Annotated in this window: 14 protein-coding genes; 13 read left to right on the forward strand and 1 reads right to left on the reverse strand. The window is 60.0% G+C overall.

The features are described 5' to 3' along the window. Positions 1-9: 9 nt before the first annotated feature. The 13 genes from FJ039_07885 to dnaE all read left to right on the forward strand — a co-directional run bounded on the left by FJ039_07885 (position 10) and on the right by dnaE (position 16041). Positions 10-930: an ABC transporter permease gene (locus tag FJ039_07885; protein ID MBM4406083.1), complete on the forward strand. Its 921-nt coding sequence runs from the start codon at positions 10-12 to the stop codon at positions 928-930. A gap of 7 nt (positions 931-937) precedes the next feature. Then, on the forward strand, positions 938-1786 hold the full coding sequence (locus tag FJ039_07890; protein ID MBM4406084.1) for an ABC transporter permease: 849 nt from the start codon (positions 938-940) through the stop codon (positions 1784-1786). Between the two features lie 54 nt (positions 1787-1840). After that, positions 1841-2644, forward strand: a complete 804-nt coding sequence (locus tag FJ039_07895) for an enoyl-CoA hydratase/isomerase family protein (protein MBM4406085.1) — start codon at positions 1841-1843, stop codon at positions 2642-2644. 11 nt (positions 2645-2655) lie between these two features. After that, on the forward strand, positions 2656-3825 hold the full coding sequence (locus FJ039_07900; GenBank protein MBM4406086.1) for an acyl-CoA dehydrogenase: 1170 nt from the start codon (positions 2656-2658) through the stop codon (positions 3823-3825). Next, positions 3764-4660 (forward strand): crotonase, encoded by an 897-nt coding sequence (locus FJ039_07905; protein ID MBM4406087.1) that lies wholly within the window; start codon positions 3764-3766, stop codon positions 4658-4660. The genes FJ039_07900 and FJ039_07905 overlap by 62 nt, the downstream gene beginning before the upstream one ends. 465 nt (positions 4661-5125) lie before the next feature. Continuing rightward, positions 5126-5932, forward strand: coding sequence for a 2-(1,2-epoxy-1,2-dihydrophenyl)acetyl-CoA isomerase (locus tag FJ039_07910; GenBank protein ID MBM4406088.1), 807 nt, complete (start codon positions 5126-5128; stop codon positions 5930-5932). A 189-nt stretch (positions 5933-6121) separates the two neighbouring features. Continuing rightward, complete coding sequence (locus FJ039_07915) at positions 6122-6598, forward strand: MaoC family dehydratase (GenBank protein ID MBM4406089.1); 477 nt, start codon at positions 6122-6124, stop codon at positions 6596-6598. A 4-nt stretch (positions 6599-6602) separates the two neighbouring features. Next, on the forward strand, positions 6603-7046 hold the full coding sequence (locus FJ039_07920; GenBank protein MBM4406090.1) for a hypothetical protein: 444 nt from the start codon (positions 6603-6605) through the stop codon (positions 7044-7046). Positions 7047-9409: 2363 nt separating this feature from the next. Then, the gene (locus FJ039_07925; GenBank protein MBM4406091.1) at positions 9410-9865 is read left to right on the forward strand and encodes a hypothetical protein; all 456 of its coding nucleotides are present in this window, start codon (positions 9410-9412) and stop codon (positions 9863-9865) included. 379 nt (positions 9866-10244) lie between these two features. Beyond that, on the forward strand, positions 10245-10577 hold the full coding sequence (locus FJ039_07930) for a zinc ribbon domain-containing protein (protein MBM4406092.1): 333 nt from the start codon (positions 10245-10247) through the stop codon (positions 10575-10577). Between the two features lie 110 nt (positions 10578-10687). Beyond that, a complete protein-coding gene (locus tag FJ039_07935; protein ID MBM4406093.1) occupies positions 10688-11353 on the forward strand; it encodes an SOS response-associated peptidase in 666 nt (221 codons plus the stop codon). A gap of 130 nt (positions 11354-11483) precedes the next feature. Next, entirely contained in the window at positions 11484-12665 is a 1182-nt protein-coding gene (locus tag FJ039_07940; GenBank protein MBM4406094.1) for a hypothetical protein, read from the forward strand. A 244-nt stretch (positions 12666-12909) separates the two neighbouring features. After that, positions 12910-16041 carry a DNA polymerase III subunit alpha gene (dnaE, locus tag FJ039_07945; protein MBM4406095.1) on the forward strand — a complete coding sequence of 1044 codons (3132 nt, stop codon included), beginning with the start codon at positions 12910-12912 and terminating at the stop codon, positions 16039-16041. Positions 16042-16452: 411 nt separating this feature from the next. Here dnaE and FJ039_07950 read toward each other — a convergent pair. Next, positions 16453-16571: transposase (locus FJ039_07950; GenBank protein ID MBM4406096.1), on the reverse strand; the 119-nt coding region annotated here is incomplete at its 5' end.

The following is a 16571-nucleotide window of genomic DNA, read 5'->3' on the forward strand; positions in this document are numbered from 1 at the left end:
CGTCTACGCATGGGGAAATTGATCGCAGGGAGGATGGCGCAAGCGGTGGTGGCGCTCTTTGCCATCACCGTCATCGTCTTTGTCCTGATCAGGATGGCCGGTGACCCCACCTCCGTCCTGCTTCCCTTGAATGCAACGCCGGAGGACAAGGTCCGCTTACAGGAAGAACTCGGCCTTGATAAGTCCCAATTACGGCAGTATTTCATCTTCCTGGGAGATGCCCTTCAGGGGGACTTCGGCAAATCCATCCGTCTGCGCCAGCCTGCATTGGAATCCGCTCTGGATGCCTTTCCGGCGACGCTGCAACTCGCCGGCGTAAGCATCGCAGTGCTTGTCCTAGTTGCAGTCCCCTTGGGCGTCTATGCTGCCCTGAAGCGGGGGAGCGTCGTTGACTTGCTTATTCGCTTCGTTTCCCTTCTGGGCAATTCTTTCCCTTCATTCTGGCTGGGCCTTGTGCTCATGTTGATCTTTGCCGTTTGGCTTCAGTGGGTGCCCCCCGGAGGCAAAGGCTCTTGGAAGCAATTGATTCTTCCTTCCGTTACCCTGTCCTGGTACTTGGCCGGACCATTGGTCCGGGTGGTCCGTGCAAGCATGCTTGAGGTCCTGGGCCGGGATTATATCCGGACAGCCAGGTCAAAGGGGTTGCACGAGAGGTCAGTGGTGTGGCGGCATGCATTCCGCAGCGCCCTGCTGCCTATCGTGACCTATGCCGGCGTGATATTCCTTCGCTTGATCACAGGCGCGGTAGTTGTTGAGACCCTCTTTGGTTGGCCTGGTGTCGGGCGGGCCGTGGTTACCAGCATCCACTTCCGTGATTATCCGATGGTGCAGACCATCGTGCTTCTGCTCGCCGCGCTTATCATCGTGGGGAACCTCTTGGTGGACATCGCTTACTACTACATAGACCCGAGGCTCCGCCGTGCGAGCTGAGGCGTGGATGCGTCAACTGCGGTCCTGGCGCAGGTGGCTTATGACCTGGTGGCCTGTCCCGATACTCGCGCTGCTGAGCATCCTTGCGATCTTTGCGCCATTGATCACCATCCATGATCCTGCCAGGACCTCCCTCCAGGACACGTTGCGTCCTCCATGGGGCTTTGAAGGGGGGGCGGCCTCTCACTTCTTGGGGACCGATCAAGTGGGCCGGGATATCTTCAGCCGGATCGTCTATGGGGCTCGCGTCTCCTTAGGCATCGCAGCTGTGTCCATTCTGTTGAGCGGGCTATTCGGAAGTGTCATCGGTCTGTTCGCAGGATACACCGGCGGCATTGCGGAGGCCGTTGTGATGCGACTGACAGATATTCTTCTGTCCATTCCCATCTTCCTCCTCGCCATCGTTGCTGCCGTCTCCCTTGGGCCAAGCACTGGGCTTGTCGTCGGGATCATCACGGTGCTTATCTGGCCGTACTTCGCGCGTCAGATTCGCGGGGAGACCCTAAGCCTCAGGCAGGCTGAGTTTGTGACCGCCGCGCGAGCCCTTGGCGGATCGAACGTCCACATCATGACCCGCCATATCTTCCCGAACGTCCTTCCCACGATCATCATCTTCGCTTCGCTCCAGGTGAATTTAGTGATCGTTACTGAAGCATCATTAAGCTTTTTGGGCGTGGGCGTTCCGCCTCCCGCCCCTAGCTGGGGACGGATGGTCTCTGATGGGCGTGATGTGGTGGTGACTTCTTGGTGGGTATCTGCGGTACCAGGATTCGTCGTCTCCATCGTTGTTCTGTGCTTCGGCTTCCTTGGGGACACCATGAGAGATCGGCTTGACCCCATTCTCCGTCGCAGATAGGGCGGCCATAGATGCAAACTGACGGCTGACTGCCGAAGGAAAGGTAAGGAGTACATGACTGCGAAAGAGCCAGTCCTAATAGTCGAAAAGCATAGAGACGGCAAGGTCTGGGTGATGAAGATGAATCGCCCTCACCGTCTCAATGCGATTGGGGAGGGGATGATGGGCCAATTGACCAAGACGTGGAAGGAATTCCGAGACGACCCGGTCGCGCGGGTTGCGATCCTAGCGGCCAATGGGAGGGCCTTCTCGGCAGGTATGGATCTTAAGGAGGGTGCGGAGCGCATAGAGAGGCTGGCCCGTGGTGAAGCAGTTCCCCCTATGGATGACCGCTGGATCCCGCTTAGCGAGAGCCTGGATATGTGGAAGCCCACGATCGCTGCCGTGAATGGGTATGCCTTAGCCGGAGGCTTCATGTTTGCGATGCAGTGCGATATACGGATCGCTTCGGAGGATGCTGAGTTCGGCGTGCCTGAGGTCCGGTGGAACAGAGCTGGTGGCCAGTGGATGACGTGCATGACGCGCATCATCGGTCTGGGGCATGCCGCAGAGCTGTGTATGTGGGGCGATGGCCGCATCAGTGCGCGCCGCGCCTATGAGATCGGACTTGTGAACAGGGTGGTTCCCAAGGACAAGCTCGTGGAAGAGGCCATGGCCTGGGCGGATAGGATGCTGCTCTTAGCCCCCAGGTCGGTTATGAACGTGAAACGGTGCCTCTATAGGGGTTATTACATGAGCCCCCTGGATGGCGAAGCCTTCGGGAAGGCCGTCGAGCAGAATCTCGCCGGGATGGAAGACAGCGTGGAAGGCTCTCGCGCCTTTGAAGAAGGCCGGCCCCCTGTATATAAGAACCGCTAAAGAGGAACACGATGACGCCAGCCACTGAGACCATGAGCGAGCAAGATAAGGCGATTATCACGATGATCCGCGACTTCGTGAAACGCGAAGTCGAGCCCGCGGCGCTGGAGATGGAGAACAAGGACGTTTATCCGTTCGCGCTCGTCGAAAGGATGAAGTCCCTGGGCCTGTTCGGGTGCACCATCTCGGAGCAATACGGAGGCATGGGCCTCAGCGTGACTACCTACGTACGGGTGATCGAGGAAATCTGCAAGGGATGGATGAGCGTTTCAGGCATCATCAACGCGCACCTCATCATGGCCTATATCGTTGAGCAGTTCGCCACGGAGGACCAGAAACGCCGGTGGCTTCCTAACATGGCGACCGGCGAGACGCGGGGCGGTTTTGCGCTTACTGAGCCCGATTGCGGCAGCGATGTCTCTGCCATCCGGACGTTTGCCGTCAAGCACGGCGATCACTACGTGGTGAATGGCAACAAGATGATGACCACCAACGGAGAGCACGGGACGACTTTCCTAGTCCTCGTGAAAACCGACCGGGAGATCCAACCACCTCACAAGGGGCTGAGCGCCTTCATCATGACCAAAGGGAACGGATTTCGTCACGGGCGTCACCTCGATAAGCTCGGGTATCGGGGTGTTGACACCTCCGAACTTATCTTCGAGGACTTCCGGGTTCCCGCCGATGGTCTGATAGGCAAAAAGGAAGGCCAGGGCTTCAAGTACGTGATGAACGGCCTGGAGCTGGGTCGCATCAATGTTGCTTCCCGCGCCGTCGGCGTTGCCACGGCTGCCTTTGAAAAGGCTATTGCCTATGCACAGCAGCGCAAGACATTCGGCGTCCCTATCGCGGAGCACCAGGCCATCCAGTTGAAGCTTGCCGATATGTACACTCGCATCGAAGCCTCACGGCTCCTGGTGCGCCAGGCAGCCGAGAAAAAGGATCGCGGAGAACGCTGCGACCTCGAGGCTGGGATGGCCAAGCTCTTCGCAAGCGAGACTTGTGGCTTTGTTTCCCTGGAGGCCATGCGCATTCATGGCGGCTACGGTTTCTTCAAGGACTACACGGTTGAGCGGTACTACCGGGATGCACCTCTCATGATGATCGGCGAAGGGACAAATGAGATTCAGCGGCTCGTTATCGCTCGTAATCTCCTTCAGCTCTACCAGGCTGGGGCCTAGCGCCACGGCGGCGAATGGCTGTGCAGTCATGAAATACCAGACGATCCTTCTCGAGCGCATTGGGCAGGTTGCCAAGCTGACCCTGAACAGGCCGGAAGTGTTGAACGCTATTAACGGGCGGATGTTCGAGGAATTGCTCGCCGCCCTTCGCGAGGTGGCTGCAGACGATAGCTCTCGAGTCCTTGTGCTGACCGGAGCGGGCCGGGCGCTTTGCTCCGGCACAGACATCACCGAGGAGAAGGCTGAAGGCGAGCGGTTGCTCCCGCATATGTCTCCGCTTGAGATAACGGAATATATGAGGACAAGGCCGCAAGGGGTAGCCACTGCGCTCCAACGACTGCCCAAGCCGACCATCGCCATGGTCAATGGCCTGGCGATGGCGGATGGCTTCGACTGGGCCCTCGCATGCGATATACGCATCGGCAGTGTGCATGCTCGATTCAGGAATGGCTCTCTACAGTTGGGCCTGGTATCGAACTCGGGCGCCACATGGCTCATGCCGCGAGCTCTTGGGCTGGGCAAGGCCTTTGAGTTCTTGTACACGGATGACTGGCTCGATGCGGAGACTGCATTGCAGCTCGGCGTTCTAAATAGACTCGTCCCTATTGATCAGTTGGAATCGGAGACGCTGGCCTTAGCCGAGCGGATCGCCTCTAAGGCGCCGGTTGCGAATCGCCTCGTGAAGGAGTTGGTCTACCGCGGCCTTCGACAGCAATTTGAGGAGCATCTGCCTGAAGCAGCTTTCGCAGAGGCTCTTACGCTGGCCACTGACGACCACAAAGAAGCTCTCGATGCCTTCCTCAGCAAACGCCCGCCGAAATTCTCAGGGCGCTAATGCGCCGCATGGACCTGACAGTCAGACGCGCCTCCCTTGGAGAAATGTCACCGCGACGCTACCGGCCAGCAGGTAGCTCAACGCGTAGTCCTTCTCTAGGACGAGCTGAGGTTCTGCGCAGCCCGAGCTGCAGCAGCCATGCGTACTCGAAGCGGCCGCAGAGGCGCTGCGCCCTTACCGGCCATCGTTCAGGTTGTCGATGACGTGCCAGGCGGGATCGTGGCGACCTCGGGCTGGCCTGCCGGGCTTGAGTGGAGATTATCCCTTGGCGGGATACCTTCGCAAGGGTTCCAGCACAGACGGCGCAACGTTGAGCTCGTTCGAGCGCCCATCCAACGCGCTTCACCGCCTCCTAAGCACCCTGCCTCGCCGTGTGATATCGTCCGTCCCTGCAGTCTTTCGATTGCCTGTATGATATTTCGCGTCGCTGTACGCGCCGCGTGAGCTCATCCATAAGGAAAGATCATGAATTACACGACAATCCTGCTCGAGAAGCGCGACCACATCGCCACACTCACCATGAACAGGCCAGAAAAGCTTAACGCTATCAACGAGACGATGTTTTCCGAGTTGAACCACGCCTTGGACGATGTGACCCGCGACGACGATGTGCGCGTCCTCATCTTCACCGGCGCGGGCAAGGCCTTCACCGCTTCCACCGATATCCGCGAGACGAACCAGGGCGGCGACCGCCTGCTGAGCCACATGAGCGAATACGAGATGTTCGATTTCATCCGGAAATTCCCGCAGCAGATCAGCCTCAAGCTCCAAAAGATGCCCAAGCCCACCATCGCGATGGTGAACGGCATAGCGGTGGCCGACGGCGTGGACTGGGTGATGGCCTGCGATATTCGCATCGGGGGCGAGGCGGCGCGCTTCATGAACGCCTTCGTCCAGCTCGCCCTCGTCTCCAACACGGGTTCTACTTGGTTCTACCCGCGCGCCCTTGGGTTGAACAAGGCGCTGGAGTTCCTCTACACCGGCGATTGGATCGATGCGAAGGAGGCTCTGCGCCTCGGATTGCTGAACAGCGTCTTTCCGGCGGACCAACTGGCGAGGGAAACGATGTCCCTCGCGCAGCGCATCGCGGCGCGCGCGCCCATCGCGAACCGCCTGGTGAAGGAGATGGTCTATCGCGGCCTCACCCAGACGCTGGACGACCACCTCCTCAGCGCCGCCTATGCCGAGGCTTTCACCCTCACAACCAAAGACCACAAAGAAGCACTGGCAGCATTCCTTGCAAAGCGTACGTCCAAGTTCACAGGAAAGTGATCAGACCAGCGCCACAGCCACTACCGCAAATATCTGGTCGGTGCCAAACAAGCGGTGGGGGATGATGCCCATCCCTTGATGCATCCCACCAACACGGTTCCGCCCGAAAGTGTTTACACGGTAGGGGAAGTCTCGTAACATCCAAAGAGTTGCATTTGATATTCCAAAAGATCGGCAACGCCAAACCCCATGAGTGACCTTCTAAATCGGTTGCAAGCCAGCGTTGGGAAAGAGTTTGTTTTCAAGGCACAGTACCCCATCGGCCATGCGCCCATTCGCCAGTACGCCCTCTCCCTGGAAAACTTCAACCCGCTCTATAGTGACTCCGCCTTCGCCAAGGCCCACGGCCTCCGCGACGTCATGGCCCCCCCGACCTTCATCTGCGATAGCTGGCAGTACTTCGGCGGAGACATCGATGAACGCGGCGAACTGCTGGGCCGTCATGAGCTTCGCGACTTGGTGGGCCTCCGTGCCGGGAACGACTACGAGTTTTTCCAGCCCGTCCACCCGGATGATACCATCACCGCGAAGTGGCGGGTCCTGGATGTTGCCGTCAAGGAAGGCCGCTCCGGCAAGACGATCTTTCAGAACTTCGAAGTGACCTTCTACAACCAGCGCGACGAATTGCTCGCCAAAAGCATCGAGATGATGTTCCATCGCGGATAGGGCCATGACAACACCCGTGACGCGTTATTATGAAGATGTGAGCGAGGGCGAGCAGCTTCCAGTGCTGACGCGCACGATGTCCGTCGCGCGCATGATGATTTACGGCGCAGCCACCTGGGATTTCATCCGGCTCCACTACGACGAGGGCTTCGCGAAGTCGAAGGGCTTCCCCGGGCCCTTCGTGGACGGCCAAATGACGGGTGGCCATCTGGCGCAGTTGGTGCAAGATTGGGCAGGCCCCAGTGCCTTCTTGCGCAAGCTGAGTTTCCGCAACCGCGCTATGCTCTTCCCCGGTGACATCATCACCCTCCAGGGGACAGTCACCAGGAAATGGATCGAGAACGGCGAACACCTGGTTGAGTGTAGCCTCTGGGTGGACAACCAGAAGGGAGAAAAGGTGATTCAGCCCGGCAGCGCCGTTGTCCGCTTCGCCTCTCGCTCGAAGTAGATCCATCCGGGCGTTTGCTACCAATCACCGCAACCTTAGTCCGTACTTCACTTCTAGTTGCGCGGAAACGACACTTCCATCTGTGGCGAGTTCTGTGGTACAGCTTCAGAATCGAGTTTGTTGCTGGATTGGGTGTACTGCCCCAGTTCATTTCTAGACAGTTTCCATTTTCCTGAGGAGTTTGGTCTGAGGGCGTCAGCGAAGGCGCTCTTGCTGTGCGGTCATCGCCGCAGATTCACGTGGCCTCACTCTTGAACTGCTCAAAGTAGCCTGTCCAATCTGAGGTGGGGCAGTGCGTTTCAACTCTGGAGGGGACAGGCACGATATTCCTCGAGTAGAGTCCCAGGGACTTCAGATAGGGATACCTAGGTAACCAGCTATCCAGCCCCTGGCACGCGGCCCTTGCGCGGAGCGGCCGCCTGCATATACTGGCCCTAGCGGGCGTTGGGGTCGGGCGGCGCTTGTGCAGGAATACCGTGGTCTGCACCAGTTGAAGTCTGGACAGGTGCAATTCGCTTGAGGAATCCAAGTAGTGGCCGGGTGCAGAGTCCGCAGCGCCGCGCCGGGGTCGCCTTTGTTTGCGCAGGCGCTAATCCTGGGGAAGTGTACCTAGGCCGTCCAAATCTAATTGGTGCAGTACAAAGCCTGCAATCGCCTGCTTCTAGGATAATTTAGGGAGGAAGCTCAATGGAACCATCAACAGGTGGACAAAAAGAAATCTTCACGACGATTACCGCGAACCTTTTACGTGACTATCAGTCCCAAATCACTATTAACACGACAGAACCGCGAAAGGGCTACGGGCCATGGTCTTTCATCGTTGATGAGCAACCGGGTGCCGGAGGCCAAGGCGCTGGGCCGGCGCCGGGAGCAGTAGCAATGGCAGGCCTTGCGGCTTGAACTGTCGGCACAATGGCGGGCGTGGCCCGTCGAAGAAACATTCCGCTTCGATCTCTTAGAGTGGAAATCGAACTGCACCGCATCTTTCAAGACAAAACTGAAGCCGAGCGAGCCGCCGCGGAGGGCATCGGTCTAGACCGCAAACGGAAGGTTGTAAAGCGTGTAATCGTTGGTACTGCGGTTGAGTTGAGTGAGCGGGACGTGACTGTTCTGCGAAATACCATTAAGTACTGTCCCGTCGGTCGCATGTTTTCTGGGGGCAATATCGAATGGACAGAGGAGCTGCGGATAGAAAAGGTCGAGAACTAATGAGATGAATCAATGAACCTGGTTCTTCGCATGACTGGTCGTCCTCCTTGTTGATGCCCGGAGGACCCCAATTATCCACGGATCTCTTCTCGGAGAAGACTCCAATATTATTCTTGCTACCAGCCTGTTTCCTAACATATTCCGAACTGCTTCCAGACTGGTTCTGCGTGACGTAGAGTCAGTTGCCTCAGGTTGTGTGTCAGAGCATCCGTACCGACCCCTCATTTCTGGACACCATCAGGCTACCCCCCCCGTCGCCGAACACGTCAGTAATCAGTTCATTCCTGGGCTTTGTCCCAAGGCGTTTCGCAGCGATTCGTCGTCGGTCGTGGGGGCCGAGTTTCCTCGGGAAGCGAGGACCTGCCTGGATAGCAAAGCGGTGAGCAACAGGTGTACTTTCCCCGCGCATATCAGGTACTTTCCAATGCTAAGTTCGGAAGCTCGGATCCTCTGCCTGGATCTTGCCGGTCCTGCGCAATTTCCGGTCGCCTGGCCGCCATGGCCGAGCGTGCCGCATTGCTACGGTACTGATCCCCGGTGAACGACCCTCAGTGGGGGACTGCGGTGGGGTAATCCCCAAGAGGTCGCCCTCCGTTACCTTCGCCCGGGTCTAGCTGGACTATCTGGGTCTTCTTGCCCGGCATTTTCATCAACCCCTTGAAAAACACGTGGGTTGTGGCATTTTGAATACAACGCAGTCTTACGGATCTTGAGTGGAGGACAGCACTATGTTGATCCATTTGGCCCATGAGTTGCTCTCACGTCAGCAAGCCACAACGGCCAGTCGTCGTGCCGCCTCCGTTGCACCGCTTCAGCCAGCAATCAATGTGGTCGTGCTTGCCCACATGGACCGCCGTTGGCTGCGGGCCAGCGTCATGCCGAAGGTCCACATCGTTCTCCCATCCCCTCCTACCACGGTGAGCTCGCTGATGGAGAACGTCGTTGCAGTGGCGGTCAACCTTGCAAACCGAGGCTCAGGCCGGCGGAGAATGAGTCGGGAGTACGTCGTGACCGTTCGTGGGGCAATTCCTCCAGAGCTGCGTATGAGGATCGCTGCGCTACATGCTGCAGGAATTCTGGCTCGAGATCGTTCGTGACGCTCCGGTTCAGGAAATCACCATTGACCTGCCCGAGCACTGTGCAGGAGCTACGGAATGTTTTTCAATAAATACGCAAAAGTTACCCTGGACGACTATCTTCGTGAAGTAAAGGCCGGTGCTCGAACAAATCGTAGACGCCATGTTAGGCTGGGTCGATTCGCCCGTGACGCGGTGTTGTTGTGGGCCCTATCCCAGCGTTACAGCTGCTATCGCATCGTCAAAACGCTGCACATCTCGCCAAATACGTTCATCGCTCGAAGGAGATTCTACGATGACCATCCGTCGGCTCTCTTCAAGTTCCCAGTGATGCGATTTACCCTTCGAGGATTCCGGTGTGGTTTCTGTGGATTGCTGCTGCAGACCAAAGGGCGTCATCCCCGTAAAGACGTCATTCGCGCCCGCATGCACGTGGCGCTGCATGTGGTGAGTAGGTCGCATATTGACCTCGCGGGCGGTGTGCTTGAGCGGGACGAGGAAGAGGCGTTGCGGGAATTTGGCGCGTTGATCTAAAGCCTGGGCCAGTCGCGACGGCCATTTAAGTGAGATCATCCTGTTTCGGCCCCAACTCCCCGGTTGTCATAACTGGATAGTTGCTTGGGTTGGAGTTGACCCGTTTTAGGTGGCAGTTCTAGATTCGGTGTCTGGCTAGAGTACCTAAGCGCTATCGAGCAGGCCGCCGCCCTTCAAATGCGGATGGGCTCAGATAGCCCAAGGTGGAATGATGCTGATGCCATTGGGGGAGCCCTCGACTTCAGATGGGTTGAACGCCGAGGTGTTCAACCCTGTTCAATTGAACGCCTGCGTTGAGCCGGTGCTTCGACGGCTCGCCAAAGCATCCCGTGTATAGGCGCGGGGTATACTACCGGCATCTCGGCTTCAGAGGTGGGTAATGGCTATCTACGAATTCCGCTGCAGCAAATGTGGTCATGTCTTTGAAGTCTTTCGGCCCATGAGCGAGTTCAATAAGCCAGCCAAGTGTCCCAAGTGCGGCAGCAGGGGCGAGCGCCTGGTTTCGGACTTCGCCTCTAACCAGGAGTCGTCGATGCAAGTGCCGACAGGAGAAGTGCTTCGTGAACCGCCACCCAGCGTGACAGGACCTGCCCCTCACCCGTCCCGACCAAAGAGCAAGGCAATGACAAAACGTCCCAGCCCTCGGAGCAAGCCTCGCAAGAAGCGGTCCAAGGTGACGCCTAACAAGAAACGTTCAGCCAAACGAAAGTAGTCCTGCCTCATGAAGGGTTGGCGGAAGGTCCTTGGGTATTGCGCCTCTTTGTCGCGTCGCTGCCGTAAAATGTGACGGTCTCGCAGTACGTCTGAGCACGCTCCATCAACATGTGCGGACGATACACGCTCTACAGCGACATGACCGCGATGGAGGCCCGCTTCGAGTTTCGAGGCGAGGGGCTATCCTATCGCCCCAGCTACAACATCGCGCCTACCCAAGAAGTCCTTACCGTCGTCAACGACGGGATGCGCCATGGCCGGATGATGAAGTGGGGCCTTATCCCATCATGGTCGAAGGACGGCAGGCCCTCATACTCCACGATTAACGCCAAGGCCGAGACCCTGGCGACCTCCAGGCTCTACGCCCCCGCCTACAAGAAGCGCCGGTGCCTCGTCCTCGCGAGCGGCTTCTACGAGTGGCGCAAAGAGGGCGCGACCAAGACGCCGGTGCACATCCGTCTGAAATCGGACAAGCCCTTCGCCTTCGCTGGCCTGTGGGACTTCTGGAAGTCGCCTGAAGACAAGGGCGTCTTTTCCTGCACCATCGTCACAACGACGCCCAATGCCGTTGTCCGGCCCATCCATGACCGGATGCCGGTGATCCTGTCGCGAGAGGCCGAGGCGCTCTGGCTGGACCCGATGACGAGCGACGCCAAGGTTTTGGACAGGCTGCTCATCCCCTTCACAGACGAGCCGATGGTGGCCTATGAAGTGCCACTGGCCGTCGGCAACGTGAGGAACAACACCCCCGACCTAGTCAAGCCAGCTTCCTAGGCGAGTCCTTCTGGGCCGCCTCCTTCGATCCTCTTCTGTCGCCTATCTGACGAATCTATGTTGACGGCATAGAACGTCTGTTCTATCCTTGCTCTCCGCCCGCTTACCTAGGTGAGGCTAGGGGGAGGCTATGTCCATTGCCTGTGTCCTGCTTACCCATTTCGCCGTCAAATTCGAGCTCCTGAGGCGTCCCGAGCTGCAGGGACGGCCTTTCCTAATCGCCAGCACGGAGGGACAGCCGTCGACCGTCATCGCCCGGTCTATCGAGGCGAAGGGCATCGATGCGGGGATGAAACTCGACCATGCCATGGCCCGTTGCCCGCAGGCGGCCGTCCTCAAAGCCGACACGGGGGCCTACCGCGAGGCCTGGGATAGGGTCCTGGATGCCCTGGAGCAGCGCAGCCCCGCCGTTGAGGACGCCGGGACCGGGACGGCATATGTGAACATGCAGGGCCTCGACATGCTCTACGGCACTGACGCCAACCTGGTGCATGCCCTCCTTGCCTCTGCGCCAGGGGCCTACAACCCCCGCATCGGCATCGCCAAGGGGAAGTTCCCTGCGATGGTGGCGGCCCTCAAGGCCCAGGCCTCCGGCGCATACCGGGCCGTAGACGATGTAGCCGCCTTCCTCGCCCCACTCCACGTCCGCCTGCTCCCGACATCGCTCGCCATCAAAGACAGGCTCGTCGGCTTCGGGCTTCATAGCCTCGGCAGCATCGCCGCCATAGGCTTTGGGAAGATGCAGGCGCAGTTCGGGCACGAGGGGGCGCGGCTCTGGCTTCTCGCGAACGGGATCGACGAGACGCCGGTCAGCGCCAGGGCGCACGAGAAGGTCTTCTCCTGTTACCTCGATTTCGCCGTGCCAACCGCCTCCCTCCAGGCGCTAACCGCCGCCGTTGAGGACCTGATCCAGCGTGCCTTCAAGAGCGCCGACCTGGCTGGCCGCCACGTGCGGAAGGGCCGACTTTCGGGCGACGTAGAGGGAGGCGTGCCGTGGGTCAAACCCCTGCCGTTCCGTGAGCCGGTGAACAGCCCGACGGAGGCCATGCGCCGTGTCCGCTATCTCTTTGAGGGGGTATCCCTACCCGGCCCGCTCCTCAACCTTACCCTGACGCTTACCGGCGTGACCGGCGAAGCGGGCAAACAGGGCAGCCTCTTCCCGGAGGCGCGTGTCATCGAGCAAATCGACGAAGAGTTGCGCCAGTACAGAGCGAGGCAGGGAGAGCCAGCCCCAATCTTCCACTACCGCGAGGTCGATCCATGGTCGCGACTGCCAGAGCGCCGGAACGCGCTCATTCCATACGTCCCGTAAATGAGCCAGTCAAGGTCTCTCTGCGCCTCGGGCACGACCGGAAGCCGAAGGCCGTGCTACATGACGGCCGCTGGCGCCCTGTTGTCCAGGTCAGGGATGCTTGGAAAGTGAAAGAAGGCTGGTGGGCAGGCAAAGAGGTGGCGCGGCTCTACTTCGAACTGCACTTGAGGGACGGCTCAACCATAGCCGTCTTTCAAGACATGGACAGCAGGCAGTGGTACAGCCAGCGCCTGTGAGCCGTCCCATGTACACAGAGCTTCACCTGCATACGAACTACAGCTTCCACGACGGGGCCTCCCGCATCGATGAACTGGTGCAGCAGGCGAAGGCCTACGGCTATGCCGCCCTGGCCGCGACCGACCACGACAACCTGTGTGGAGCGATGGAGTTTGCCCTCGCCTGCCGTGACGCGGGCATCCAGCCCGTCACCGGCTGCGAAGTCACCCTGACGAACGGCTTCCACCTCACGCTCCTTGCCGAGAGCCGCACGGGCTACGGCAATCTCTCCTGGCTTATCTCCCAGGCCCATCAGCAGGACAGGCAGCATCCCGCACTTGACCCGAGCCTCATCGAGGGACACACGGATGGCCTGATCGCTCTCTCCGGCTGTCGTAAGGGCGAAGTGGCAACCCTCATAGGGCATGGCCAGTACGACCAAGCCCAACGAGTCGCGACGAGGTACCGTGAACTCTTTGGGCGGGAGAGCTACTTCGTCGAGCTTCAGCACCACCGGATGCGCGGCGATACGGAGCGGAATCGCCGTCTGGCCGCCCTCGCGGAGGCCATCGAGGTCGGCACCGTCGCGACAGGCAACGTCCACTACCACGAGCCGTCCCGCCACCGCCTCCACGACTGCCTGACGGCCATCAGGCACAACCAATCCGTCGTGGAAGCCTACCGGCACCTGTGGCCGAACGACGAACTCAGCCTCAAACGCCCCAGCGACATGCTGCGCCCCTTCCAGCCGCATGGTGGGGCCGTTGCCAACACCGTCCTGATCGCCGAGCGGTGCAAGGCCTTCGACCTCGTGCGTGACCTCGCCTATAAGTTCCCCGACTACCGCGCTCCCGACAGACTGACCCCCCAGGCATATCTCGAAAAGCTGTGCACAGAGGCGGCCATGCGCCGCTACGGCTCATTGACCCCCAAAGTCAGGCAACGCCTGGAGCACGAGTTCCGGCTTATCAAGAAGCACGACCTGGCGGGCTTCCTGCTGATCTACCGCGACATCATCCTGCTTGCCCATGAAGTGGCGGTTGACCTGGGCATCAGCGACCCTGAGATGCCTGTGGAGATGCAGCCGCCGTGCAGAGGGCGCGGCTCGTCCGTGGCGATGCTGGTGGGCTATCTCCTGGGCATGTCCCACATCGACCCGCTCCACTACGACCTTACCCTGGAGCGATTCCTGCCCGAAGACGCCCTCCCAAGCGTGCCGGATATCGACCTCGACTTCCCCCGGAATATCCGTGAGGAGCTGATCCTGCGCATCCACCAGAAGTACGGGTGGGAGCGGGCAGCCCTCACGGGCATGATCGACACCTACAGGGTCAAAGGCGCAGTCCGCGATATCGGCAAGGCCCTGGGCATCCCTCAAGACCAGATCGACAAGCTGGCGAAAGACGTGGACGATTCGAACGCGGCAGCGCTTCGCGACCAGATGCGCCTGCACCCGGCATGGAAGGACAGAGCGGACAAGCACCCTTGGAACGAGCTCATATGCCTCTCCAGCCAGATCGCGGGCTTCCCCCGCCAGCTCGCCCAGCACCCGGGCGGCATGGTGATCAGCGACAGGCCCCTGACTGAGGTGGTCCCCATCCAGCCGAGCGCGATAGGGGGGCGCTACGTCATGCAATGGGACAAGGACTCGATAGACGAGGCCCGGTTCGTCAAGATCGACCTCCTGGCCCTTGGGGTCCTCTCGCAGTTCCAGCACTGCCCCAAGGTCATCGAGCGCCAGGCGGGACGGTGGATCGACCTCTCCCGCATCGACTTCAGCGACCCCGAGGTGTACAAGCTCCTGCACAGCGGCGAGACCGTGGGCATCTTCCAGGTGGAGTCCAGCGCACAGATACAGACCCTCCCCCGCCTCCGGCCCCAGAACCTCATCGACATGGCCCATGAGGTCGGGGCCGTCCGGCCCGGCGTGGGGGCCAACAACGGCGTCCGCCACTATATCCGCAGGCGGAGCGGAGAGGAGCCGGTGACGTTCAACCACCCGCTGGAGCGGAGGGCTTTGGAGCGCACTCTGGGCATCGTGCTCTTCCAAGACCAGCTCGTCCAGCTGGGCGTGGACGTGGCGGGCTTCACCCCGTCCGAAGCCGACAAGCTGCGCCGCGCCTTCGGGAAGCGCAACGCGGACGCCCTCATCCCCAAGTGGTGGGAACGGTTCCGTGACGGAGCGGCGAAAAAGGGCGTAGACGAGGCGACGGCGAAGCGCATATTCAGCGTTTATAACGGGATGTACCAGTTTCCGGAGGCCCACGCCTTCGCGTTCGGCGTCACGGCCTACCAGAGTGCGTGGCTGAAGTGGTACTACCCCCTGGCCTTCTACATCGGCCTCTTCAACGAGCAGCCGATGGGCTTCTACTCCCCTGAATCGCTCAAGGAGGATGCCCGGCGCTTCGGCGTGACGGTGCTAAACCCGGACGTGAACAGGAGCGAGGTCCTCTGCGTGGACGAGGGGGATGCCATCCGCCTGGGCGTCGGCTATGTGGAGCATATCGGGGCGGCCTCGGCGAAGGCCATCGTCAAGGCGAGAAGAGAGCGGCCGTACGAGAGCCTTGCCGACTTCATGCAGCGCGCTGGCCTCGTCCAGCGCCAAGTCGAGTGCCTCATCGACGCAGGGGCGATGGACAGCCTCTGCCAGGACCGCAGGCAGGCGCGATGGGAAGCCGGGCTCCGGTACAGGCCGGTGACCGCCCAGTTCTCCTTCGCCCTGCCAGTCGAACAGGACATGCCCAAGCTGCCGCAAACGACCGCCTTCGAAGAGATGACCCGCGAGTACCAGGCGATGGGCATCCATCCAAAGGGCCACGTGATGGCCTACGTGCGCTCACAGCTGCCTAAGAGAGTCCTGACCAGCACACAGGCCCTGGAAATCGCTGAAGGCGCTACAGTGACCGTAGCGGGGCTCATCACGCACAAGCAGCGGCCCTTAGCGGAGGCCGTCTTTGTGAACGTGGAAGATGAGTTCGGCACGGTGCGGCTCATCGTCTGGGCGAAGACCTACGAACGGTTCAAGGCCCCGCTGAACAGCCCCTTCGTGATCGTGCGCGGGAGGGTTTCAAGGCGCGAGAACACCTTCAACGTCATCCTGGAGAGCGCCTGGCCTCTACAGGTCACAGAGCATACGCCTCGGTCCAGGGACTTCAGATAGGGAAACCTAGGCGGCCGGGTATCCAGCCCCCTGCCACGCACCCCTTGCGCGGAGAGCCCGCCTGCATATACTGCGATTGGTAGGCGTTGGGGACGGGCTGCGCTCCAAAACCCTCCACGCAAGGCCCTTCAGTCACCCGCTCGAATCCCCGGCGCTCCAGAAGGACTCCCTTTTGACCGTACAGGTGCACTCTACAAAAGATGGAAGCGTGGCGTGGCGCTATAGTGCAGAGATGACGGGGCCCCTTGGTATGAGGAAGGGAAGATGTGAGATGAAGATTATCAAGCCGCTAGTGTGCCTAGCGAATTCACGCAGGCTTCAGGGACGCTGCGTTGCTGGCCGTGAGATTATTGGGGTGGAGAGAGGTGGCTCCGTTTATCTGAACAGCCGGGCCCTGTGCGACAAGTGGAATCATGCTGCGGTGTTGTGGGTTGCCGCGGGCGCCGGCAACGACCTCGCATAGCGCTCGTCCGGGGTCATCCCGCCGAGACTCGAATGGGGCCGCCGGCTATTGTAGAACACGAAGTACC

It is taken from the genome of Chloroflexota bacterium (genome assembly GCA_016875535.1).
Lineage (GTDB): Bacteria > Chloroflexota > Dehalococcoidia > SHYB01 > SHYB01 > VGPF01.